Genomic DNA, 20785 nt, shown 5'->3' on the forward strand with positions numbered 1-20785 from the left:
TAACCTGGCTTGTCGGACCGCCGGGGGGCGACGGTTGGAGGGCGCATGGCCGAGGACGTCGAGGCTGCCGCGGCACACGCGGGCAGTCTGGCCGATCCCGCGCGCCTTCGTTCGTTGCAGCGCGTCTGTGTCGGCGCCGAGCCGGATGAGGCCTTCGACCGCTTCGCGAGCCTGGTCAAGCGGCTGCTCGACGTCCCGGTGGCGCTGGTCTCGCTGGTCGACGACCAGCGTCAGTTCTTTCCCGGCCAGGTCGGTCTGGCCGAGCCGTGGCTCACCAAGCGGGAGACCCCGCTGTCCCACTCGTTCTGCCAGCACGTGGTCGTCGAGGGCGAGGCCAAGGTTTTCCCGGACGCGCGGATCTACGCGCAGGTCCGCGACAATCTGGCCATCCCCGAGCTGGGCGTGGTGGCCTATGCCGGCATGCCGCTGACCGACGCGGACGGCCGCACCCTGGGCTCGCTCTGCGCGATCGACACCAAGCCGCGGGCCTGGACCGAGGCGGAGCTGGCGACCCTGCGCGACCTGTCCGAGGCGTGCTCCTCGGAGCTGCGGCTGCGCATCTCCCGGGAGCTCGCCGAGGAGGCCCGCAGGCACGCCGAGAACGCGCACGATCAGCTCGCCATGCTGGCCGAGCTGACCGAGACCCTGGCCGCGACCACCGACATCGACAATGCGCTGGGTTCGCTGGGCCGGGCGCTGACCCCGCGGCTGGCCGACTGGTGCCTGATCTCGCTGATCGGCCCGGACGGCATGCCCCGGCAGGTCTCCACCGCCCATCGCGACCCGGAGCGCGCCGAAGACGTGGCCCGCTTCGCCGAGCTGATGGCCACCGGCCTCAACGCCAAGTCCATCGTGCTCGCGGTCCAGGGCACCGGCCGGCCGATCCGCCGCGACGGCGAGAGCGCGGCCAACATCCTGGAACGCACCACCGACACGGAGCTGGCGACCATCGCGGAGCGGCTGGGCTACGCGTCGTTCCTGGTCGTGCCGATCACCGCACCGGTGAGCCACCAGGTCCTCGGCACGATCACACTGGTCAACGGGCTGTCCCGGCCGGCGTTCAGCGACGCCGACGAGCGCACCGGGACGGACATCGGCCGCCGGGCCGGCCTGGCCATCGACAACAGCCGGCTCTACCGCCAGCAGCGGCACGTCGCCGAGGTGCTGCAGCAGAGCATGCTCACCGAGCTGCCCACGATCGACGGCATCGAGCTGCACGCCCGCTACCTGCCGGCCCAGGACGGCGCGGCGGTCGGCGGCGACTGGTACGACGCGTTCGCCCAGCCGGACGGCTCGGTGATGCTGGCGGTCGGTGACGTCTCCGGGCACGACATCGAGGCCGCCGCGACCATGGGCCAGCTGCGCAATCTGGTCCGCGGGGACGCGTTCGGCCGCGACGACGAGGCCGGGCCGCTACTCAGCCAGCTCGACAAGGCGCTGCGCGGGCTGCGGGTCCCGGCCGCCGCGACCGTCGTGCTGGCCCGGCTGCGCCGCGAAGCCGACCGGTACACGCTGTCGTACTCCAACGCGGGTCACCCGCCGCCGCTGCTGCTGTTCCCGGACGGCACGGTGGAGACCTGGTGGACCACGCCGGAGCCGCTGCTGGGGCTGGTCTCGCGCAACGACCGCGCCACCCACACCCGTACGGTCCCGCCCGGGTCCACGCTGGTGCTCTACACCGACGGGCTGGTGGAGACGCCGGGGCGGCTGCTCGACGACGGCATCGCCCTGGTGGAGCAGGCGCTGCGGGACAACGCGGGCCTGCCCGGGGACGAGCTGTGCGAGCGGCTCATCGAGGCGGCGAGCCGCCGCGCTGACGACATCGCGTTACTGCTGATCCGCCTGCTCTGAGCCGGCTTCGGGCGCCTCGAAAGCAACGGGCGGACCACCGTGGGTCCAGGGCGTCTGGTCCGGCTCCGGGAAGGCGCCGCCCGGCCGGTACGCCTCGCTCAGCGTCGTCAGCAGCAACCGCTCGCCCACCTCGGGCACGCTGCCGGGCTCGGCCACCAGCTTGCGGCCCATCCCGCCGGAGAGCTCCAGCAGCACCTCGGTCTTCTCGTCGACCGCCGTCACCGAGATCACCAGCGCCTTCTGGCCGGGCCGCTGCGGCGAGGACAGGACGGCGCCCGGCTCGACCCGGACCGTCTCGGTGGTCACCACCATGATCCGTGGGCGCAGCACCGGGCGCTTGCCGCTGTCGTCGATCCGATCGGCCTTGGCCAGGGTCACGTCGCCCACGAACGCCGCGCCGGTGAGCCGGTACTCGGCCATCACCAGCGGGTCGTCGAAGGCCCGCTGGACCGCGTACCGGGTGGCCGCGTTCTCCAGGCGGTGCAGGCGGGCGGCGGCGGCCACCGCGCCGTCGCGGCGGGGCTGCGGCGGTCCACCCTCGGCGAGGTGCTGCACGAAGCCGGAGTAGGTGTCGCGGTCGCTGTCCCACCGGCCGGCCACCCGGGCGCCCGGTGGCAGCTCACGCAGCAGGTCGAGGGTGCGCCACATCAGCTCCCAGGTCGGCAGCAACTGGGCGCGCAGCACCTCGGTGAGGGCCGCGACGTCCGGGTCGGCCGTGGACAGCAGCGGCGCCAGCACGTGGTTGTCGAAGACCGGGTCGGTGGCCGGCCCGGCGGGCGGGCACAGCTCCGGGTCCTCGGCCGCCAGCGCGGCCTCGGCGCCGGTGCGCCCCGGCGGCGGGGAGATCCAGCCGAGCAGGGCGGCGAGCTGGGCGTCCTCCGCGCTGCTCTGCCCGCTCGCCCAGTGCAGACCGAGAGCCTGTACGGCGTTGAGCAGCAGCGACGACCCGGCCACCTCGGCGGCGTTGGCGAAGAACGTGAGCCAGCGCCCGAGCAACGGCACCGACGGCGGCACCGCGTATTCGCCCTCGGTGCTGCGGAAACGCGTGGACCGGCCGAACAGGCGCAGGAAGTCGACGCCGCCGGTGTTCGGCACCCACAGCTGCGGCGCGTCGGTGAACCTGTGCCGCACGTCGCGGCCGCGGTCCACCGCCACCGCCTCGGTCTCGGAGGTGAAGCTGTCCACGTAGGGCACGAGGACCTCGGCCAGCTCGGCGGCGAAGGCGAAGCGGTGGCTGCGGTTGCGGGGCTGCGCGACGACCAGCAGCCGGGGCGCCGAGCGGTCGGTGCCGGCCATCGCGGCCAGCGGGGCGTTCGCCTCACCGGCCATGGCCAGCGGGATCAGCACCAACGGGCGGGAGTGGACGTGCAGGTGGCGGACGGTGGCGATGGGCTGGGCCCGGCCCGCGACCAGGGCCTGCGCCCGGGCGAGGGCGGTGAGCGTACTCATAGGATCTCGGCCCGCAGGCGGGCAGCGGCCTGGAGCAGCGCCGCGGCCTCGGCCTGCTCCTCGGTGGGCGTGGCAGTGCCCGCGGCCAGCGCGAGCGCCTCGGCCACCGTGTCCACCCCGCCGAGCGCGTCGCGGACCGGGCGGCCCAGCGCCGCCGTGCTGCCGGCCGCCTCGTGCCGGCAGTAGACCGCCAGCTCGCAGGTCGAGAGGCACTCGGGGGCGTAGCGGGCCTCGACGTGACCCAACGCCGCGATCAGGTCGGCGGGCGCGAGCGCGACGTCGAAGCTGACGGACTCCGGCAGCTCGGCGGCCAGCGACGACACCGAGGCCAGCCGGGTCAGCTGGCGCTTGAGGGTGGAGAGCTGCTTGCGCACGTCGAGGACCACCGCGACCGGCTGGAGCGAGAAGTTCTCGGTGCAGACCAGCACGACGTCGTGGCTGACCAGCGCCGGGTCGTGACCGAGCTCCTCCAGCAGCCGGCGCAGGGCGAGCACGTAGACCGCCGCCTGGACCGCCGCGGCCGAGACCTTGGCGCTGTCGGCCTGCCCGTCCACGATCGCGAACGACTTGATCTCGACCACGTGCAGGCGGCCCCCGGCCTGGAACGCGATCAGGTCGGGCTCGAGGAAGACCCGCTGACCGGCGACGTCGAGGGTGAGCAGCGGGTGGTCGATGAGGGCGGCACCGGCCGACTCGGCGAGCAGCTCGCGGGTGCGCCCGTGCCGGGCCGTGAGCGTGTCGTCGGCGTCCTCACCCAGGTCGTCGTACGCCCCGGAGGCGTCCAGCCGCAGGCACCCGGCCAGCACCTCCCGCAGCAGCGCGCAGTCGTCCGCCTTGAGCAGCGCCTCGAAGCCGTTGCCCCGGGCCAGCGCGAACCGGGACTGCCCGAAGCTGCCCGGGAAGCCGATCCGCTGGGCGAGCTTGGGCTTGTCGACCCCGGCGGCGTCCAGCACGGCCCGGCGGGTGCAGCCGGGATTGCCGGTCAGCGCGGCGATCGTCCGGGCGTTGTGCCGCTTCGGCGGGGTGGCTCCGCGCAGCCGGTCGAGTCCCGCGGTCACGCGCGGCCCCGCTGCTGCGGCATCCGCGGCAGGCCGAAGAGCCGCTGCTGTTCGTCGAGGCCTTCCCAGCGCCGCACGGTCTCGGCCGGCAGCGGCGCGACCGGGACGGCGGCGAGGGCCACCCGGGCCGCGTCGGCCAGCGCGGCGGGCTGCTGCACCGCGTACGCCTCCGGGCCGCCGGGCACCTCGTCGGCGAGGCGGCGCAGCAGGGCCGCGGCGGCCGCGCCGGCGACCTCACGCATCGCGATGAATTCGGCGATCCGGACGATCGCCGCGAACAGGTCGGCCCGCGGGGCCGCGACCCGGCCCTCGACCGGCCAGGTGGAGAGCGTGAGCAGGCCGCGGGCGGCGGTCAGATCCGGCTGCAGAGCAGGGCAGATGCGGTACGCGGACGAGTCGCCGGCCGGGCGGGCGCGCTCCTCGTCGCGCAGCAGCGCCACCAGCGCCGTCACGGTCAGGTCGCCGTCGAACAGCGCGCCGTGCACGTCGACGACGAGCCGGGACGAGGCCGGGGCGCCGATCAGCAGCAGGGCCCGGCGGGCCTGCTCGCGGGTGCTCGGCAGCGTGCTCAGGCGGGTCATGGCGGCCGCTTCCGTCGGGGGGCTGGCGGATCGACTCTAGATCTTCGTACAGCGCCCGGGCAATGTGCGGACGTCTCACCACGTTTCACCCACGGGAGGCGAATAAGCCGCGCGTATCGGACAGTCCCCCGGTGGCGCGCTACGTTCGGGGTATGCCGAAGGCCATCTGGAACGACGAGATCATCGCTGAGAGCGACGACACCGTGGTAGTCGAGGGCGTCTACTACTTCCCGCGCTCCTCGGTGCGCGAGGACGTGCTGCGCCCCTCGGACACGCACACCGTCTGCCCCTGGAAGGGCAAGGCGTCGTACTACACGCTCGAGTCAGGTGAGCACGTCACGCAGGACGCGGTCTGGTTCTACCCGGAGCCGAAGCCCGACGCCAAGGCCGTACGGGACCGGGTCGCCTTCTGGAAGGGCGTCAAGGTCGAGGCCTGAGGACCACTCAACGGCGCGGGCTCCCCAGGGGTCCGCGCCAACTAGCTGTAGGGACCAGGACCGTTGTTGACGCGGGTGATGGGTGGTTGGCCTGCGAGTGCGGTGTGTGCGCGGTGGTGGTTGTAGGTGTGTAGCCAGCCGGGTAGGGCGTCGGCGCGGTCTTGGTTGCTGGTGAAGGGTCGGGAGTAGATCCATTCGTCGCACATGGTGCGGTTGAAGCGTTCTGCTTTGCCGTTGGTTTGGGGCCGGTAGTGGCGGGTGAAGCGGGGCTGGGCGCCGAGGTCGGCCAGGGCGTCGCGCCAGGCGTGGCCGCGTCGGTAGGCCAGGGCGTTGTCGGTCATGATGCGTTCGATGGCCGGGATGCCGAGCTGGGCGAAGTAGGCGGCCGCGCGGCGTAGGAACGCAGCGCTGGTGGCGCTGGTTTCGTCGGGGTGGATTTCGGCGTAGGCCAGCCGGGTGTGGTCATCGATCGCGGCATGGACGTATTCGTAGCCGACGCGGGGGCTGGTGCGGGCGCGGCGGTGGGCGTCGCTGTCGCGGCCGTGGGCGCGCCAGCCTCCGCCGTCGCGGAGCCGGCCGATCTTCTTGACGTCGACGTGGACGAGTTCGCCGGGTCGCTGGCGTTCGTAGCGGCGGATGGGTTGTCCGGTGGGTCGGTCGAGCCAGGCGAGGCGGTGCAGGCCGTGACGGGTCAGCACGGCGTGCACCGTTGAGGCCGGCATGCCCAGCAGCGGTGCGAGGCGGCGGGGGCCACGTTTGAGGCTGGTGCGCAGGGCGCAGACGCGGGCCTCGAGTTCGGCGGTGGTCCTGGCCGGGATGTGATGGGCGGTGCTGGGCCGGTCGTGGAGTCCGGCGTCGCCTTCGGCGCGCCACCGGGCCAGCCATTTGTAGCCGGTGGCGCGGGACACGCCGAGTTCTTTGACGACATGGGCGACCGGGCGTCGATCGGTGACGACACGCGCGATGAGCAGCCGTCGGCCGTGCAGGGTCAGGCGGGCGTTACGGTGGGCCATAGAGACCTCCGGTTCGGTGAAGCGTCGCAACTTCCACCTCGCCGGAGGTCTTCTCACATCTCAAGCCGACACGCCGTCAACAACGCTCATGGGCACTACAACTAGCCGATCCAGAGCTAGCCGATCCGGGGGTGCGCGTCCTCGATCGCCGTGACCTCCAGATAGTCCAGCATGTCGCGCTGCTCGGCCTCGCCGAGGGCGTAGAACGCCTCGTAGGCCGAGGAGCGCGAGTGCGGCGTCTCCGCCGCCAGCAGCGCGATGATCGCCGACCAGGCCAGCGAGACCCGGTCGAAGAGCCGCGCGGTCCGCAACGAGGTCAGCCGGCTCAGCATCGCCACCTTGGTCGCCGCGTCGTCGTCGACCGCGATCCGGTCCGAGAGCTCGAAGAGCGCCTTGCCCCGGTACGGGTGCTCCGCCTCGACCAGCCGGGCCAGCTCGGCGTTGTCCATCCGGTCGACGGGCGGCGCGGGGCCACGGCGCGGCAGCTGCGGCCGGGAGTCCTCAGCGGGCACGGCTGTCCCGTCCGCTCTCGAAACCCACGCCCGGCACCTGGTGCGGCAGGGTGGGCCGGCTGGAGAAGGTGGGGAACGGCGGTGCCGGCATCACCGGAGCGTCCGGCTGCTCAGGACTGCCCTCGGCGTCTGGGGCCTCCTCGACCGCGGCGTCGATCTGATCCTGCACCTCGTCCTCCGAGCTCGTCGCACCCTCCACGTTCCGTCCCAGCACAGTTTGTCCTCCGTTGCCGACTTTTGCTGTGTTGGCGTCCTATGAGATCACGCCGCGTCAACCCCGGCGAGCGCAGCGTCCGGTAACGCCCGGACATCACCCGACCCGGCGACCGCCGTAATGTGGCGGCAATACATTGATCGTTGCCGGTCGGCAAGCAGCGCCGGCCCTGAGGTGAGGGTAGGTGCCCGTGGACGGGGGTACGAGCACCACCGGTGCGACACCCGAGTGGCGGTCCGCCATGGTGGACGTCTCCGGGCTGTCCCTGGCGGAGCTCGCCGGTGCGGGCGCGCCGGCGGAGACCGACGACTCGGTGCTGGCGCACTGCCTGCGCCGGCTGGCCGATGACCTGGCCCGGCCGGGCGAGCCGATCGCCGGCTTCAACTCGGCCCTCTGAGCCCGTGGGTCCCACTGCCACCCTGCCGGTGCACCGGCTCAGCGACCCGGCGTTCGCCGCGCTCGCCGCGGGCCGCCCGGATGCCGCCACCCTCGACGAGCTGCGCCGGTCCCAGCTCAGCAAGCATCTGCTCCTGCTGCGTGAGCTGGTCGCGGACGCACCGGTCCCGGGGTACGCCGAACTGGTCGCGGCCGAACGCGAGGATCCCGCTCGGGTCCGCGCCCTGCTGGCCCGCCCGCTGGTCGGCGTATGGGCCACCCGCTGCCTGACCGCCCTGCGGACCGGTACGCCGCCGCAGGCCCCGCTGGACTACCTGGCCACCCTGACGGCCGGCACCCGACCGGCCGACCGGCAGCTCACCGCGACCCACGACGGTCAGTCGATCACGGTACGGATCGAGGACAGCGACCCGCTGCGCGCCGGCCTGGGGCTCCCGCCGGCCCCCACGCTGACCCCCGCCGAGCTGGACCGGTGGCAGCGGCTCCTCGCCGAGGCCTGGTGCCGGCTCGTCGAGCAGCTGCGCCCGGACGCCGAAGTGCTGGCCACGGTGCTGGACTGCATCGTGCCCGTCGAGCCCGATCCGGCTGCCCGCGGGATCAGCGCCACCTCCGCGGACGCGTTCGGCGCGGTGGCCATGTCCGAGCCGGCCGACGCCACCGCCCTCGCGGTCGGCCTGTTGCACGAGACCCAGCACAGCCTGCTGAACGCGGTGCTGTACCTCTTCGACCTGCACCACGAGCCGGACGCCCTGGGCTACTCCCCCTGGCGGGACGATCCCCGTCCCGCCGCCGGCATTCTGCACGGCGCCTACGCCTACCTCACGGTCACCCGGTTCTGGCGGGCCCGGCGCGCGGAGCCGCTGGCGGCGTTCGAGTTCGCCCGGTGGCGGGCGGCCGTGCTGAGCGCGGCGGACGGGCTGCTCGCCGGCGGCACGCTGACCGCGGCCGGCACCCGCTTCGTGACCGCGCTGCGCGCCGAGGTGCAGTCGTGGCTCGCCGACGAGGTCCCGGCGGAAGTCGCCCGGCTCGCCACCGCCGCCAACTCCGACCACTACCTGCGCTGGCGGCTGCGCAACCGCCACGTGCAGCCACGGGACGCCCGGCTGCTCGCGGACGCCTGGGTGCAGGGCCGGCCGGCTCCCCGGGTCGAGTCCGAGCTGCGTCCGGCGCCGCGCCGAGCCCTGGAGGCCAGCGGCCGCCTTGACCTCATCCACGCCACGCTGCGCGGAGAGCCGGCGCCGGCCGGTACGACCGACGGTGATCTCGCCTACGTGCGCGGTGATGCGGCGGCGGCGCTGCGGGCGTACCGGAAAAGGGTCGGCACGGACCCGGGGGACGACGCGGCCTGGACCGGTCTCGCGCTCAGCGGGGCCGGGGGCGCCCTGCGCGACGCACCGGAGGTGGTCGCCGCCGTGCACCGCACGCTGGGTGACCCGGCCGTCGATCCGCTGGCCCTGGCCGGTTGGCTTTCTTCCTGAGGTTCGCTCAGGTACGCGCCCGGCCCACCGATGAAGGCCCTGTCGGAGGTGAGGCATGGGTCGGACCGGGAAGACCATGGATCGTGTGCGTCGGGTTGTCGACGGCACCATGATCTTCACGTCGCTGCTGCTGCTCGCGTGGCCGCTGATGGTCGGCGGACAGTCGCGCGGTGCCGCCGGTGTGCTCATCGGCCTCGGCGCGGTCGGGCTCCTCGGCCTGGGCGTGCTCGTGCTGGCCGAGCGGTGGCCGCTGGTGCAGTACGCCCCCGTGGCCGTCGCCGTCCTGACGGCCGCGGCCGGGCTCGCCCGCAGCGGCACCATCAGCCCGGGCCTGAGCTGGCTCGTCATCGCCGTCGCGGCGATCATCCTGGTCCGGCAGTTCCTCGGCGCGCGCACCAACGAGGGCCTGGTCCGGGACCTCACCCGGCAGCGCGCCCAGCTCGCCCGGCAGGCGTTCCGCGACCCGCTGACCGAGCTCGGCAACCGCAAGCTGTTCATGGACCACGCCACCGACGCCCTCGCGGACGCCGACGACACGATGACCGCCGTGATCCTGTTCGACCTGGACGGGTTCAAGGAGGTCAACGACACGTACGGGCACGCCACCGGGGACGAGCTGCTGCGTACCGCGGCGGAACGGCTCACCGCGAACGTGCGGACCAACGACACCGTGTCCCGCCTCGGCGGCGACGAGTTCGTGGTGCTGCTCCCCCGCCTGGTCGACGACCGGATCGCCGACACCGTGGCCAACCGGATCCTGCGCGACCTCAGCCAGCCGCTGGTCATCGGCGACACCGTGCTGACCATCCCGGCCAGCGCCGGCATCGCCCTGACCCGGGGCAGCGGCGTGGCCGTCGACGACGTGATGCGCGAGGCCGACCTGGCGTTGTACCAGGCCAAGGCCGACGGCAAGGGCGTCGCCCGGCGCTTCGACCCGGCCCAGTTCGCGGTGGCCGAGCAGCGCCGGCAGGAGGAGGCGGACCTGCGCCGCGCGCTCGACGACGGCGAGTTCGAGGTGCACTACCAGCCGATCGTCGACCTGGACGGCGAGCGTACGGTCGGCGTCGAGGCGCTGGTCCGCTGGAACCACCCCGAGCGCGGGCTGTTGCCCCCGATCGCCTTTCTGGACCTGGCCGAGACGCTGGGCCTGCTCCCGCGGCTGGGAGGCTGGGTGCTCGAGGAGGCCTGCCGGCAGGCCGCGGTGTGGCAGGCGCAGGAGCCCGGCTTCGAGCTCAACGTCAACCTGTCGGCCAGCCAGCTCGGCGATCCCGCGCTGGTCGACGAGGTCCGCGCGGTGCTGGAGCGCACCGGTCTGCCGCCCGCGCTGCTGGTGCTGGAGCTGACCGAGTCGGTCGCGCTGGTCGACCTGATCGAGTCGGCCCGGGTGCTGGGCGCGCTCAAGAGCCTCGGTGTGCGGATCGCGCTGGACGACTTCGGCACCGGCTTCTCGTCGCTGAGCCACCTGGGCACGCTGCCCGTCGACGTGGTGAAGATCGACAAGTCGTTTGTGCAGGCCATGCAGGAGGGCAACGGCGCTTCGGTGGCCGAGGCGGTGCTGCAGATCGCCCGTACGTTCAACCTGGCGCCGGTCGCCGAGGGCGTCGAGGACGCCACCCAGGCCAGCCGGCTGCGCGAGCTGGACTGCGCCCAGGCCCAGGGCTACCACTTCGCCCGCCCGATGCCGGCCGACGACCTGACCTCCCTGCTGACCAGGCAGTCCGCGCTGTCGGCCTAGCCCTTACAGCGGCGGGGGCTCGATCTCGGTCTCCAGCCGGACCCCGGCCAGGGCCCGGGCCAGCAACGGGTGGCCCTCGCCGTACGCCTTCTGCAGCTCCTCGACGGCGGCGTGCATCGACGGCTCGTCGCCGGCGTCCAGCGCCACGTTGAACGCGCAGGCCAGCGTGTCCGGATGCGAGGCTCCGCGCAGCGTCCGCGACCGGGACACCGTGTCCAGGGCGATCTCGCGGGCCTGCTGCGCGTCGCCCGTGGCCAGCAGGTCGGCGGCGAGGCCGTTCGCGCAGCTCAGCGTGAACGGATGGTCGGCGCCGACGCTGCGCCGCAGCCCGCCCAGCGCCTCGGTGTCGATCGTGCGCGCCTCGGCGAACCGGCCACCGGCCCGCACGACCCCGGCCAGGTCCGCCGCCGCGGCCAGCGTGAACGGATGCTCGTCGCCCAGCACCGCGTGATAGCGGACCACCGCGCGTTCCAGCAGCCGGTGCGCCTCCTCCAGGTCGCCGTCCTCACGGGCGCAGTTGGCCAGCGAGACCAGCGCGCCGAGCGTCTCCACGTTCAGGTCGCCGAACTTCTGCCTGTACAGCTCCACGTTGGTCGCGGCCAGCTCACGGGCCTGCGGCAGCCCGCGCCGGCGCGCCGCGATGGCCGCGAACCGCCCGGCCCACAACGCCATCGGATGGTCGGCGCCGAGCGCTTCGGCGTGCCCGTTGGACAGCAGCGCGGTGGCGCCCGCGTAGTCACCGAGACCGAACAGGTCGAACGCCAGCCCGGCCCGGGACGACAGGGTCTCGGGATGGCCCTCCACGAAGATCATCTGCCGGTGCCGCAGCACCTGCTCGTCCAGCGCCCGCGCTCCCCGGAAGTCGCCGAGCAGCCGCAGGTCCACGGCCAGGTTGTTGGCGCAGCGCAACGCGGTCGGGAAGCTCTCGCCGAACAACCGGCGGTAGCGGACCAGGTTGTCCGCGTCGAGCTGGCGGGCCTGGCTGAAGTGGCCCTGCATCCGCAGATCGGCACCGACGCTGTTGGCCGTGGCGAGGGTCGTCTCGTCGTCGCCGCCCAGCGCCTCCCGCTGCGAGCGCAGGGTCTGCGCGTTCAGGGCCCGGGCGTCCGCCGTGCGGCCCACCGCCCGCAACGCATTGGCCAGGTGGAACGAGGCCAGCAGGGTCTGCTCGTCGGTCTCGCCGAGACTGTCGCGCCAGCGCGCCACCGCCTGCGCCGCCAGATCCCGGCTGGAGTCCCAGTCGCCGCGGGCGTACAGGAAACGGACGCAGTTGATCACGAGCTGGCGGATCTCCTCGGCGTCGCCGCCGAGCACGTCGGAGTGCACCAGGTGCGGGACGATGGCCGCGTACCGGGGCCAGTGGGTGGGGTTGTCCGGGTCGCCCGGGTCCGCGGCCGCGAGCATGGCCCGGACCGTGCGCAGCAGGATGGCGTGCCGCTCCGAGCTGAGCTGCTGGCCGAGCATGCCCCGGACCAGCGGATGCACCAGCAGACTGTCGCCGGGCGGGTCGAGCTCGCCCAGCCCGTGCCGGCCGATCAGGCGCAGCGCGGCCTTGAGCCGGCGTTCGATGCGCACCGTGGGGGCCAGCTCCGGCGACACCAGGCCGCGGGCCGCCCAGAGCAGCTCCCACGACACGGGTGCGCTGGCCAGGAAGGCGCAAAGCTCCAGCAGCTCCGAGGCGGCGGGCGAGGCGTCCCGCAGAGAGTCGGCGGCCAGCCCCCACGCCACCCGGATCGGCGTCGGGAAGGCGAGCTCGGCGGCCCGCTCGTCGTAGTGCCGCAGATAGTCACCGACGCTCCAGCCCGTCGCCGTGCGGACCGCGGCGGCCAGATCGAGCGCCATGGGCACGTCGTCGAGCCGCTCGGCCAGCCGCTCGGCGTCGTCGGTGGACAGCTCCGCGGTGCGCCGGCGCAGGAAGTCGACGCTGTCCGTACGGTCGAACACCGGCACGGGCACGGCCTGCGCCACCTCGGACGTCCACCGCGGATTACGGGACGTGACCAGCACGTGCCCGGCGCCGCTGGGCAGGTAGGGCTTGATGTCCTCGGGCCGGTTCGCGTTCTCGAAGACGACCAGCCAGTTGCGGTACGGCTCGCCGCGGCTCAGCGCGTCCCGGACCGCGCCCAGCGTGCGGTTGATGTCGCGGGCCTCGGGCAGCTTCAGTTCACTGGCCAGCCCGACCAGCGCGGCGCGCATCCCGGCGGTCTGCTCGGCCGGGATCCACCAGACCAGGTCATAGGTGTCGGCGTAGCGATAGGCGTACTCGACGGCGAGCTGGGTGCGCCCGGTGCCACCGAGCTGATGCTCGGCCGCGGGCAGCAGCACCACCGGGCCGTTGCCGAGCAGCCCGCGCACGTCGGCGAGCAGGCTCTCCCGGCCGACAAAACGCGAATTGCGCGGCGGCAGGCCACCCCGGATCGGCACGCCGCCCTCCCCACTGGTGACTCGGCCATCTACTGTCGTTGTGCCGATTACCGTACGTGGAATCATCACCACAGCGGAAGCTTGCGCCGAACGGAAAGGCCCCGGTGTCCGAAGAACCCGTAACCAGTCTCGACCGCGACGCCGACGTGGTCACCGTGCGCCTGCACGGCGAGATCGACGTCCTGAACGTCGACCAGGTGCGCGTCTGTCTGGTGGAGGCGCTGGAGAGCCGGCCGGGCACGATCGTGGTCGACCTGGCCGAGCTGTCCTTCATCGACTCGACCGGCCTGGGCGCGATCATCTTCGGCTTCCAGCGGGCCCGGGACCAGGGCGTGGAGTTCCAGCTGGCCCATCCGAGCCGCGGCGTGCGGCAGATCCTGGTGCTGAGCGGGGTGCTGGAAGTCGTCACGCTGACCGAGTGACGAGGATCAGGAGCTTCATGTCGTAGGTCCGTGCGGATAACTGACCGTCGCTCCCGCCGAGAGCGGTCGCTGCGCTCCCTGCCATGTGCGGGACCACTCACCCTCGCCCGCCCGGCGGGCACCCCCCGGCTACGCCTCCACCCCACGGGCGGCGCGGCCCGCTTCGCGGTACACGCGCAGCGACGAGATCTTGGTAAAAAGTGGCCGCCATAGGCGGTCTCAAGGTGTCGTTGCAACACCGAGTAGTTCGGTCATCTTCTCGGCTGGGGTGGCCCAGTTCAAGGTGTGCCGGGGCGGCCGTTGAGTTCGTCGGCAACGTGGTCGGTCGGTCTGATCGATGGTGGTGAAGTCGAAGCGGCCTTTCGGGAAGTACTGCCGGAGCAGGCCGTTGGTGTTCTCATTGCTGCCGCGTTGCCAGGGGTGGTGCGGGTCGCAGAAATAGACCGGGCAGCCGGCCGCGATGCTGAACTGCCGGTGCGCGGCCATCTCCGGCCCTGGCCCCACGTCAACGAGGCCCGTAACCGCGCCGGGAGCCACGCCATCGCGGTAGCCAGCTGCACGGCGACATGCTCAGACAGTTTGCCCTCCGGCAACGCGATGAGGATCACGAACCGGGTGGCGCGTTCGACCAGCGTCGCGATGGCCGAGTTGGCGCCGCCGCGGCGGGTGCCTTCCAGCAGGTCACCTTCCCCATGCCCGGGTACCGCAACATAACCGGGCCGCGACCTGCTGCGGCGACCACCGCCGGCGCAACCCGTCCAGCACAGCCTCACGAAACACCAGATCCGTCGCCAACCGGGCCGGGCGTTTCGGCCGGCGATGCCGTAACCAAGACCCGTAATCGGGCTGCGAAGGCACATGGGCCACCTGATACCTCTCGAACCGGCTCACCTCACGGCTCACCGTCGACGGCGCCCGCCCCAAACACCGCGCGATCTGCCGGATCGACTCACCCGCCGCCCGACCCAACCCGATCAACTCCCGCTCCACCATCGATAACCGCGCCGCCACCAGCCCACCCCACCAACTCAGACAGGGGTGTTGCAACCACCGGTTGAGCCCGCCATAGCGGCCAGAATTACCAAGATCTCGTGGGGAGCGTCCTCGACGCGACGTCCTGGGTGAGGTGCCAGCTGCGGGCCGGCAGAACTGGATCGGGCGCGAGCCTGACGGCCCGCGCCCGATGGGAGCAGGGTCAGCCGACCCAGACGAACTCGCGGGCCGGGATCGACGCCGCCACCGCCGCTGAGCGGAAGTTGTTGTTCACCGTGTTGGCCTCGGTGGTGTTCGGGTTGGGGTTGCGGCAGGAGACCGGGGCGCTGCTGCCGGACATCAGGTCGGTGCACAGACCGGTACGGCGGTCCGGCAGGCCCAGGAGGTGGCCGAACTCGTGGGCAGCGATCCGCGGCTGGTAGTAGCCGTCGTTGACTGCCTCGCGGCCCATGTACCAGCGGCCGTTGCCCAGTGAGGTCGTGTAGGCGCGCGGCCAGCCGTTGTCCGCGTACACCCGGATGTTGGGGGTCCGACCGGCCGGCACCGGCTGGAGCTGGACGTTGGTGACCCGGCTGTTCCAGATCTGGGCGCCCTGGTTGACGACCGCGATGAACTCCTGGGCCTGGCTCGCGTCGTAGTACAGGATGCGGGGTGCCGCGGCGGCCGGCCCGGCGGTGCCGACCTGTAGGCCGACCAGCATCGCGACGGCCGCCAGCGCGGCGAACAGTCTCTTGCGCAGCATCGGGGGTCCTCCCTGGGGGTGTGGGACGGGGTGTCCACACCGTAGCCAGAAAGAGACGATTGTCGATGCATGGCGGCCATACCGGTTGCCGCCTCTCGCCGTGTGATGGCTACGAGGCCGGCGCCGCCGAGGTAGTGGCCGCCGGGAACGCCAGGCCGATGCCGGGACCGGCCGGGCCCACGTCCTTGCGGCGCTTGCCCAGCAGCAGCATCAGCGAGAGCAGCGAGGCCAGCAGGGCCAGCGCGCCCGCGCCGTACCAGGCCGCGTCGTAGTTGCCGAGCTGGTCGCGGACCAGGCCGGCCGAGGTGGCCGCGATCGCCGCGCCGAACTGGTGCGAGGCGAAGACCCAGCCGAAGACCACCGCGCCACTGGCACCGAAGTACTCCCGGCACAGGGCGACCGTCGGCGGCACCGTGGCCACCCAGTCCAGCCCGTAGAACAGGATGAACACCACCATCGAGGGGTGCGCGGTCGCGGCGAACAGTGACGGCAGCACCAGCAGGGACAGCCCGCGCAGCGCGTAGTAGCCGGCCAGCAGCCAGCGGCTGTCCACCCGGTCGGTGAGCCAGCCGGAGGCGATGGTGCCGATGATGTCGAAGAGGCCGACCAGCGCGAGCAGGCTCGCCGCGGTGGTCGGGGCCATCCCGTGGTCGTGCGCGGCCGGGATGAAGTGGGTGCCGATCAGCCCGTTGGTGGTCGCCCCGCAGATCGCGAAGCCTCCCGCGAGCAGCCAGAACGGCCGGGTCCGGGCGGCCTGGCTCAGGGAACGCAACGCGACGCGCACCGCACCGCCGGGCGCCACGGCGGGCAGCGAGGCCACGTCGTCGGGTCCGGCGCCGTACGCGGTCACCCCGAGGTCGGTCGGCCGGTCCCGCAGCCGCCACCAGACCAGCGGCACCACCGACAGTGCGACCGCCGCCACGGTCAGCGCGGCGACCCGCCAGCCGTGTGCGCCGGTGAGCCGGGCCAGCAGCGGCAGGAAGACCAGTTGCCCGGCCGCACCACCGGCGGTCAGCACGCCCACGACCAGCCCGCGCCGGGCCACGAACCAGCGGTTGGCCACGACCGCCACGAAGCCCAGCGCCATCGAGCCGGTGCCGAGCCCGACCAGCACGCCCCAGCAGAGGATCAGCTGCCAGCTCTGCTGCATGAAGACGGTCAGGCCGCTGCCCGCCGAGACGAGCACCAGCGCGCCGGCCACCACCCGGCGGATGCCGAGCTTTTCCATCAGCGCCGCGGCGAAGGGGGCGGTGAGGCCGTACAGCAGGAGGTTGACCGAGACCGCCGCGGAGATCGTGCCCAGCGACCAGCCGAACTCGTCGTGCAGCGGTTGCAGCATCACCGACGGGGTGGCGCGGAAGCCGGCCGCGCCGACCAGCGCGATGAAGGCGACAGCGGCGACGAGCCAGGCGGGATGAAGACGGCGAAGGGTCACCCGATCATTCTGCGGAGGTGGAGACGGACGGACGAGTGGCCGGGAGGCCATGATGCGCAAGAATCGGGCCATGGTGCATTCCGTGGCGATGCTCGCCCTCGACGGCGTGGTCGGTTTCGACCTCGGTGTCCCCCCGCAGGTCTTCGGCGCGGCCCGGGATGCCGACAACCGTTTCCTCTACTCGGTGACCACCTGCGGCGACGGCCCCGGCCCGGTACGCCCCGAACGCGGCGGCTTCCAGATCGTCCCGGACCACGACCTGACCCCGCTGGCCACCGCCGACACCGTGCTCGTGCCCGGGGTCAGCGGCGGCAGCACGATGACCGACGGCAAGGTCTCGCCGGCCGTCACCGAGGCCCTGCGCGCCGCCCACGCGCGCGGCGCCCGGATCATCTCCATCTGCACCGGCGCCTCGGTGCTGGCCGCGGCCGGCCTGCTCGACGGGCGCACCGCCGCCAGCCACTGGGCCTGGGCCAAGCGGCTGACCCGGCTGTACCCGCAGGTCGACTGGGACTTCGACGTGCTGTTCGTGGACGACGGCGACGTGCTCACCTCGGCCGGGGTGGCCGCCGGCGTGGACCTGTGCCTGCACGTGATCCGCCAGGACCACGGCAGCTCGGTGGCCAACCAGGCGGCCCGGCGTTGCGTGGTGGCCCCGTGGCGCGACGGCGGCCAGGCCCAGTACATCGAGCAGCCGGTGCCGGCGGTGGCGGGCTCCGGCACGGAACCGGCCCGGGCCTGGGCGCTGAGCCGGCTGGCCGAGCAGCTGAGCCTGGAGGAGCTGGCCGGGCACGCCCGGATGAGCGTGCGCACGTTCACCCGCCGGTTCCGCGACGAGACCGGGCTCAGCCCGCTGCAGTGGCTGCTCCAGCAGCGGATGGCCCACGCCCGGCTGCTGCTGGAGTCGACCGATCTCAGCATCGACGTGGTCGCCCGGCGGGCCGGGCTGGGCAGCGCGACAGCCCTGCGCCAGCACCTGCGAGCGACGATCGGAGTGGCGCCCTCGGCCTACCGGCGGGCATTTCGTCAGACGTAACCAGGGCCTCAGGAAAAGTCGGAAGTGTCCGATGGGACGGACGTACCGGTGTACGTACCGCTTCCCTGAGGATGTCATGGACCAGACCTTCCGCCCGCTGCTCGACGCGCTCAAGCAGATCGGCATCGACCCGGTCGCGGTGGACGCCGCGGCCGACGAGGCCCAGCGCAGCGGCCGGTCGGTGCGGGCGGTCCTGATCAACGACCAGGTCGTCACCGAGGAGCAGCTCACCGAGGCGGCCGCGGCGGCCTTCGGCATCAACACCCTGGACCTGGTCGGCTACTCCCCCGACCCGGCCGCGCTCAAGCGCATCCCGCTGCCCGTGGTGCTGCGGCACCGGGTGCTCGGCCTGGCGATGCACGACGGCGAACTGGTCGTGGGCGTCACCGACCCCGGGGACGTGGTCGCGCTCGACGACGTCCGCGCCTCCACCGGCATGACGATCCGCCCGGTGGTGGTGGCCCGCAGCGAGGTCCGCCGGATCATCGAGCGGCTCCAGCGCGAGGACAGCGACCTGGGCGACCTGGCCGACACCTCGCTGGACGACCAGCTGATGACGGCCCAGGCGCAGAGCGCCGACGACGCGCCGATCGTGCGCTACGTCAACAACCTGATCGAGCAGGCCGTCCAGAACCGGGCCTCCGACCTGCACCTGGAGCCGACCGAGGACGACATGCGGGTGCGCTACCGGATCGACGGCGTGCTGCACGAGCTGGACACGGTGCCGCGCGGCGTGATGGCCGCGCTGACCTCCCGCCTCAAGATCATGTCAGGCGTCGACATCACCGAGAAGCGGATTCCGCAGAACGGCCGGATCACCGCGCTGATCCGCGACCGCCAGGTCGACCTGCGGACCGCGACCCTGCCGACGGTGTGGGGGGAGAAAATCGTGCTGCGGGTGCTCGACACCGGCGGCATCGACCTGGACATGAACAAGCTGGGTTTCACCCAGCACAACCTGACCCGCTTCGCGGAGTCGTTCAGCAAGCCGCACGGCATGGTCCTGGTCACCGGTCCCACCGGTTCCGGCAAGAGCACCACCCTGTACGCGACCCTGGGCCGGATCAGCAAGCCGGAGATCAACGTGATCACCGTCGAGGACCCGGTCGAGTACCGGCTGCGCGGGGTCAACCAGGTGCAGGTGAACACGAAGGCCGGCCTGACCTTCGCGGCCGTGCTCCCGGCGATCCTGCGCTCGGACCCGGACGTCGTGCTGATCGGTGAGATCCGGGACAGCCACACCGCCCAGATCGCCGTCGAGGCGTCGCTCACCGGCCACCTGGTGCTCTCCACCCTGCACACCAACGACGCCCCCGGCGCGGTCACCCGGCTCACCGAGATGGGCATCGAGCCCTTCCTGGTCGGCTCGTCGCTGGACTGCGTACTGGCCCAGCGGCTCGCCCGGCGGCTGTGCGACTGGTGCAAGGAGGCGTACCTGCCGAGCGCGGAGGAGCTCGAGGGGGCCCGCTGGCCGATGCAGGACCTGAAGATCCCGGACGCGCTCTACAAGCCGGTGGGCTGCCGCAACTGCGCCAACACCGGCTACCGCGGCCGGATCGCGCTGCACGAGGTGATGCCCATCTCGCCGGAGATCGAGTCGCTGACCATCCGCCGCGCCTCCTCCAACGAGATCCGCGAGGTCGCCCTCGAGCAGGGCATGTACGAGCTGCGCTCGGACGGCCTGGCCAAGGCGGCGGGCGGGCTGACGTCGCTGCGTGAGGTCTCGCGCGTCGCCATCTGAGCGTGCGCGGCGGCAGGGTACCTCGCCGGCCGCGGCTGCGGACATTTCCGCCGGACCTGGTCCTAAAGCCGCCTGCCGGGATGCCGAATTAGGGGGCGTCAGACTTCACGACGAGATTGTCGGTGCAGCTCATGTACACGCTCGACCACGAGGTACCGCTCCAGGCGGCACCGGTTGACCCGGCCGCTCCCGGCCCGGACGACCTGGCCGTGCTGGACCAGATGCTGATCTCGCTCGTCGAGGCCCGCGGCTCGGACCTGCACCTGACCGTCGGCTCCCCGCCGATGATCCGGGTCGACGGCACGCTGCGGCCGCTGCCCGGCTACGGCAAGCTCAACTCGGCCGACACCGTCCTGCTGGCCCGCGCCGCCGTCTCCGCCCAGCAGTGGGAGACGTTCGAGCGCGAGCAGGAGATGGACTTCGCGCACAGCATCACCGGCGTCTCGCGGTTCCGCGGCAACCTCTACATCCAGCGCAACTCGTGCGGCGCGGTCTTCCGGGCCATCCCGCACACCATCAAGCCGCTGGACGAGCTGGGCATGCCCGACTCGGTGGCCCGCTTCGCCCACCTGCCCCGCGGCCTGGTGCTGGTGACCGGGCCGACCGGTTCCGGCAAGACCACCACCCTGGCCTCGGTGCTGGACCTGGCCAACCGCAGCCGCTCGGCGCACATCATCACCATCGAGGATCCGATCGAGTTCCTGCACCCGCACAAGCGCAGCCTGGTCAACCAGCGGGAGGTCGGCTCCGACACGGAGACCTTCCCGCAGGCGCTCAAGCACGCGCTGCGCCAGGACCCCGACATCATCCTGGTCGGCGAGCTGCGCGACCTGGAGACCACCGCCACCGCGCTCACCGCCGCCGAGACCGGTCACCTGGTGCTGGCCACCCTGCACACGCAGAGCGCCACCCAGACCATCGACCGCGTCATCGACATCTTCCCGCCGCACCAGCAGTTGCAGATCCGCGCTCAGCTGGCGGCGAGCCTGCAGGGCGTCGTGACGCAGGCGCTGGCGCCGCGGGCCGACGGCAAGGGCCGGATGGTGATCTGCGAGATCCTCACCGCCACGCCGGCCATCCGGAGCCTGATCCGGGAGGGCAAGTCGCACCAGATCCCGTCCTTTATGCAGGCCGGTGGCAACGACGGCATGTTGGCCTTCGACCAGCACCTGGCCGAACGCGTCCGGGAGGGCCTGGTCTCGATGCAGGCCGCCCTCGAGATCTGCCACTCGCAAGAAGAGCTCAAGCGCCTGATCGGACGGATGTGA

19 protein-coding genes and 1 pseudogene are annotated in these 20785 nt (G+C 72.5%); 9 read left to right on the forward strand and 11 right to left on the reverse strand.

The genetic code is table 11. The features are described from left to right. Positions 1–45: 45 nt before the first annotated feature. Entirely contained in the window at positions 46–1851 is a 1806-nt protein-coding gene (locus ACZ6S4_RS22455) for a SpoIIE family protein phosphatase (protein ID WP_465476793.1), read from the forward strand. Here the strand turns inward: ACZ6S4_RS22455 and ACZ6S4_RS22460 are convergent. The 3 genes from ACZ6S4_RS22460 to ACZ6S4_RS22470 are packed head-to-tail and all read right to left on the reverse strand — an operon-like array spanning position 1828 to position 4939. Beyond that, entirely contained in the window at positions 1828–3300 is a 1473-nt protein-coding gene (locus tag ACZ6S4_RS22460; RefSeq protein WP_465476794.1) for a hypothetical protein, read from the reverse strand. The two genes, ACZ6S4_RS22455 and ACZ6S4_RS22460, sit on opposite strands and share 24 nt — an antisense overlap. After that, positions 3297–4358, reverse strand: a complete 1062-nt coding sequence (locus tag ACZ6S4_RS22465) for a hypothetical protein (protein ID WP_465476795.1) — start codon at positions 4356–4358, stop codon at positions 3297–3299. Before ACZ6S4_RS22465 ends, ACZ6S4_RS22460 begins: the two co-directional genes overlap by 4 nt. Then, entirely contained in the window at positions 4355–4939 is a 585-nt protein-coding gene (locus ACZ6S4_RS22470; RefSeq protein WP_465476796.1) for a hypothetical protein, read from the reverse strand. Before ACZ6S4_RS22470 ends, ACZ6S4_RS22465 begins: the two co-directional genes overlap by 4 nt. 152 nt (positions 4940–5091) lie before the next feature. On the opposite strand from ACZ6S4_RS22470, the gene ACZ6S4_RS22475 reads away from it, so the two are divergent. Then, on the forward strand, positions 5092–5376 hold the full coding sequence (locus ACZ6S4_RS22475) for a DUF427 domain-containing protein (protein ID WP_360555289.1): 285 nt from the start codon (positions 5092–5094) through the stop codon (positions 5374–5376). Positions 5377–5417: 41 nt separating this feature from the next. On the opposite strand, the gene ACZ6S4_RS22480 is transcribed toward ACZ6S4_RS22475, so the two are convergent. The 3 genes from ACZ6S4_RS22480 to ACZ6S4_RS22490 all read right to left on the reverse strand — a co-directional run bounded on the left by ACZ6S4_RS22480 (position 5418) and on the right by ACZ6S4_RS22490 (position 7115). After that, a complete protein-coding gene (locus ACZ6S4_RS22480) occupies positions 5418–6389 on the reverse strand; it encodes an IS481 family transposase (protein WP_465476928.1) in 972 nt (323 codons plus the stop codon). Positions 6390–6505: 116 nt separating this feature from the next. Next, the gene (locus tag ACZ6S4_RS22485) at positions 6506–6901 is read right to left on the reverse strand and encodes a hypothetical protein (protein ID WP_360831411.1); all 396 of its coding nucleotides are present in this window, start codon (positions 6899–6901) and stop codon (positions 6506–6508) included. Next, a complete protein-coding gene (locus ACZ6S4_RS22490; protein WP_465476797.1) occupies positions 6891–7115 on the reverse strand; it encodes a hypothetical protein in 225 nt (74 codons plus the stop codon). The genes ACZ6S4_RS22485 and ACZ6S4_RS22490 overlap by 11 nt, the downstream gene beginning before the upstream one ends. 184 nt (positions 7116–7299) lie before the next feature. On the opposite strand from ACZ6S4_RS22490, the gene fxsA reads away from it, so the two are divergent. From fxsA to ACZ6S4_RS22505, 3 genes are all read left to right on the forward strand, one after another. After that, entirely contained in the window at positions 7300–7512 is a 213-nt protein-coding gene (gene fxsA, locus ACZ6S4_RS22495) for an FxSxx-COOH cyclophane-containing RiPP peptide (RefSeq protein ID WP_465476798.1), read from the forward strand. Between the two features lie 4 nt (positions 7513–7516). Beyond that, entirely contained in the window at positions 7517–8989 is a 1473-nt protein-coding gene (locus ACZ6S4_RS22500) for an aKG-HExxH-type peptide beta-hydroxylase (RefSeq protein ID WP_465476799.1), read from the forward strand. A 76-nt stretch (positions 8990–9065) separates the two neighbouring features. Beyond that, complete coding sequence (locus ACZ6S4_RS22505; RefSeq protein WP_465476800.1) at positions 9066–10724, forward strand: putative bifunctional diguanylate cyclase/phosphodiesterase; 1659 nt, start codon at positions 9066–9068, stop codon at positions 10722–10724. Between the two features lie 3 nt (positions 10725–10727). Here ACZ6S4_RS22505 and fxsT read toward each other — a convergent pair whose 3' ends face one another. Next, positions 10728–13148 carry an FxSxx-COOH system tetratricopeptide repeat protein gene (gene fxsT, locus ACZ6S4_RS22510; RefSeq protein ID WP_465476801.1) on the reverse strand — a complete coding sequence of 807 codons (2421 nt, stop codon included), beginning with the start codon at positions 13146–13148 and terminating at the stop codon, positions 10728–10730. Between the two features lie 104 nt (positions 13149–13252). Between fxsT and ACZ6S4_RS22515 the strand changes: the two genes are divergently transcribed. After that, positions 13253–13570, forward strand: a complete 318-nt coding sequence (locus ACZ6S4_RS22515; protein WP_451910909.1) for an STAS domain-containing protein — start codon at positions 13253–13255, stop codon at positions 13568–13570. Positions 13571–13789: 219 nt separating this feature from the next. Here the strand turns inward: ACZ6S4_RS22515 and ACZ6S4_RS22520 are convergent. The 4 genes and pseudogenes from ACZ6S4_RS22520 to ACZ6S4_RS22535 all read right to left on the reverse strand — a co-directional run. Beyond that, positions 13790–14295 (reverse strand): annotated as a pseudogene (locus tag ACZ6S4_RS22520) (IS30 family transposase); the annotation flags it as partial. After that, positions 14252–14563, reverse strand: a complete 312-nt coding sequence (locus tag ACZ6S4_RS22525) for a transposase (RefSeq protein ID WP_465476929.1) — start codon at positions 14561–14563, stop codon at positions 14252–14254. The gene ACZ6S4_RS22525 and the pseudogene ACZ6S4_RS22520, both read right to left, overlap by 44 nt. Positions 14564–14765: 202 nt before the next feature. Then, positions 14766–15305 (reverse strand): snapalysin family zinc-dependent metalloprotease, encoded by a 540-nt coding sequence (locus ACZ6S4_RS22530; protein WP_465476802.1) that lies wholly within the window; start codon positions 15303–15305, stop codon positions 14766–14768. A gap of 109 nt (positions 15306–15414) precedes the next feature. Then, positions 15415–16740, reverse strand: coding sequence for an MFS transporter (locus tag ACZ6S4_RS22535; protein ID WP_465476803.1), 1326 nt, complete (start codon positions 16738–16740; stop codon positions 15415–15417). Positions 16741–16810: 70 nt separating this feature from the next. Here ACZ6S4_RS22535 and ACZ6S4_RS22540 point away from each other — a divergent pair, with 70 nt between their 5' ends. The 3 genes from ACZ6S4_RS22540 (at position 16811) to ACZ6S4_RS22550 (ending at position 20785) form a co-directional block, all read left to right on the forward strand. After that, positions 16811–17776, forward strand: a complete 966-nt coding sequence (locus tag ACZ6S4_RS22540) for a GlxA family transcriptional regulator (RefSeq protein WP_465476804.1) — start codon at positions 16811–16813, stop codon at positions 17774–17776. Between the two features lie 76 nt (positions 17777–17852). Beyond that, a complete protein-coding gene (locus ACZ6S4_RS22545) occupies positions 17853–19517 on the forward strand; it encodes a GspE/PulE family protein (protein ID WP_465476805.1) in 1665 nt (554 codons plus the stop codon). 131 nt (positions 19518–19648) lie between these two features. Further along, positions 19649–20785 carry a type IV pilus twitching motility protein PilT gene (locus ACZ6S4_RS22550; RefSeq protein WP_465476930.1) on the forward strand — a complete coding sequence of 379 codons (1137 nt, stop codon included), beginning with the start codon at positions 19649–19651 and terminating at the stop codon, positions 20783–20785.

Source organism: Actinoplanes sp. NPDC051405 (assembly GCF_055586185.1).